Raw genomic sequence first — 2,307 nt, 5'->3', positions numbered from 1 at the left:
GGTCTCTGAATAAACAGCAGGTCCTGTTGGGCCTCCGTTTAAAATACTAAGGCGTAAACCTATTGGCTGGCTGGGCAATACATTACCAACTGCATTACGGGCCACACCCTGGTAATTCAACAGATTGGGCGACTGTGCCACAGCAAGTAATGTAACTATAAAACCTGCTAACGTTACTAAGATCTTTTTCATGTGTTGATTATTTTTAGTTTTTTTTAATCAATTTTTAAAAAAGGCTTATTTAATTTTTACAACTTTAAAAGCACCTTTTTTAGCCACTGATGTTCCTGTGGGCTCCAGTTGAATATTCAGGAGGTACATGCCTGATGGATATTGGCTTAAGTCCCATCTTTGAATGCTACCGTTACCAAAATAATCAAACTGCCTGGTACCCACAAATCTTGCAGACTCATCATAAAGATTCATGATAACTTTCCCTTTTTGTTTACTGAAGAAATCAATTTCCAGCACATTTTGTGTTGGATTCGGAAGTACTTTAATCTCATCTCTGTCCCATGTGCCGGTATTATTAATGGTAGCCGGGTTATGTGTGTTAGGCTGCAAAATACCATTGGTTACAAAAATGTTTGAATTTGCATCGGTCATGGTATTAATAGCCATAGACTCGCCAAAACTCCACTCCACACTGTAATACGTAAAAATATACGTACCACCGGTGGTGTTTAGTGTTGCAGGTGTAATACTTTGTGCAAACGAACCGAGAGAGAAAAAAATACTTACTGAAAAGAAAAAGAGTCGTACTTTTCTCATAAGCGCTGTTTAAAGGTGAAAGTTATAGTTATTTATGCTACTAAAGTAGGAGATAAATTTGAATTGTGCAATACCCTAAACCGGGTATTTAAGAAAAAACCATATTTGTGGATAAGTTAATTAATACCAATATATTACATAAGAAATGTGGCTGCAAAAAAACTATGGCAGGGTGTATTTGAATCTGGCTTCTATTTCGGAAAAACCATCCGGTAATCAACCTTTATCTTTCCTTTGGAAATGTCATCCAGCTTACGTTTCATTAGTTTTCGCTTCAGGGGCTTCAGGTAGTCAATAAACAGTTTGCCTTCAATATGATCATATTCGTGCAGTATAACTCTTGCTGTAATTCCGTTAAAAGTTTTGGTGTGTGTATTCAAATTTTCGTCCTCAAATTCCAATGTTACTTCTTCGTTACGCATTATGTCTTCCCTTATTTTGGGAATACTGAGGCACCCTTCGTTATACGCCCATTCCCTACCGTTAAGCGCTACAATATGGGCATTGATGAATACGCCTTTAAAGCCGGGGGCATCGGGATAGTCATCTTTTTCATCTTCTTCCTGGTTTTCAAAAATCTGTTCACTGTCCATCACAAAAAGGCGAATGGGTACATTTATTTGTGGTGCAGCCAAACCTACGCCATTACTGTTATACATCGTTTCCCACATGTCTGCAATAAGACTATTCAACTCGGGGTAACCGGAAGTTATTTCGTCACAAACCTTTCTTAAAACTGGTGAACCGTATGCTACTATTGGAAGAATCATTTGAATTTAGATTTCAGATTGGCGATTTTAGATTCGTCTGCAAATTTAAGGTTATCATTTTACTAAGACAATCTAAAATCGGCAATCTACATTCGTTCCAGGTATTCTTGTAAAATGATGGTAGCGGCAATCACATCAACATTGCCTTTAACACGGCGGTCTTTTTTCTTCATGCCCATTTCAAGCATGGCATCTTTTGCCATTTTAGATGAATAACGTTCATCAACTGTTTTGAGGGGTATTGCAGGGAATTCCTTTTGTATTTTTTTGATAGCAGCTTCAACCAGCGGTGTGCCATGGGTATCTGATTCATCCCAGTTTTTTGGGAGCCCGATAATGATCAATTCAACTTCTTCCTGTGCAAAATATTTTTTTAACCAGGGGATGAGTTCCCTGGAATCAATGGTTTCTAACCCCGTTGCAATGATCTGTAATGGATCTGTTACTGCCAAACCGGTTCGTTTACCGCCATAATCTATTGCAAGAATTCTAGCCATTTTTATAATAAAAATAAATCAAGAATAACGAAGATGGCAAATACAACCGAGGCAATGCCATTTGTTGTAAAGAATGCCATATTTACTTTACTCAGATCGGTTGGTTTTACTAATGTATGCTGGTAAATTAATAAACCGGTAAATAATGCCACACCTATCCAATACCAATATCCAAAGCCTCCATAAACACCGGCAGTTATTACACAGGTAGCCGAAAGTACATGCAGCAAATTGGAAACCAGTAGTGCTTTTGTTTTGCCCAGTGCAGC

General features: G+C 38.0%; 4 protein-coding genes and 1 pseudogene. All 5 read right to left on the bottom strand.

The window, feature by feature from the left end; genetic code table 11:
- A partial coding sequence (locus tag ACY651_RS07450; protein WP_462251251.1) for a hypothetical protein occupies nt 1-192 on the bottom strand: 192 nt, incomplete at its 3' end.
- A 45-nt stretch (nt 193-237) separates the two neighbouring features.
- A complete protein-coding gene (locus ACY651_RS07445) occupies nt 238-771 on the bottom strand; it encodes a T9SS type A sorting domain-containing protein (RefSeq protein ID WP_462251249.1) in 534 nt (177 codons plus the stop codon).
- A gap of 191 nt (nt 772-962) precedes the next feature.
- A complete protein-coding gene (def, locus tag ACY651_RS07440; RefSeq protein WP_462251247.1) occupies nt 963-1,541 on the bottom strand; it encodes a peptide deformylase in 579 nt (192 codons plus the stop codon).
- A gap of 86 nt (nt 1,542-1,627) precedes the next feature.
- Nucleotides 1,628-2,038: a Holliday junction resolvase RuvX gene (ruvX, locus tag ACY651_RS07435; protein ID WP_462251245.1), complete on the bottom strand. Its 411-nt coding sequence runs from the start codon at nt 2,036-2,038 to the stop codon at nt 1,628-1,630.
- Between the two features lie 2 nt (nt 2,039-2,040).
- Nucleotides 2,041-2,307, bottom strand: a pseudogene (locus tag ACY651_RS07430) (4-hydroxybenzoate octaprenyltransferase); the annotation flags it as partial.

The sequence above is a fragment of the Ferruginibacter sp. genome (assembly GCF_031391665.1).
Lineage (GTDB): Bacteria > Bacteroidota > Bacteroidia > Chitinophagales > Chitinophagaceae > Ferruginibacter.
The sequence above is the reverse complement of the archived record's forward strand: the minus strand, read 5'-3'. Positions and strand labels throughout refer to the sequence as shown.

Excerpts from the sequence above, each read along its gene's own strand:
- def (WP_462251247.1), bottom strand. The coding sequence starts at position 1,541 with ATGATTCTTCCAATAGTAGCATACGGTTCACCAGTTTTAAGAAAGGTT.
- ACY651_RS07445 (WP_462251249.1), bottom strand. The coding sequence starts at position 771 with ATGAGAAAAGTACGACTCTTTTTCTTTTCAGTAAGTATTTTTTTCTCT.
- ruvX (WP_462251245.1), bottom strand. The coding sequence starts at position 2,038 with ATGGCTAGAATTCTTGCAATAGATTATGGCGGTAAACGAACCGGTTTG.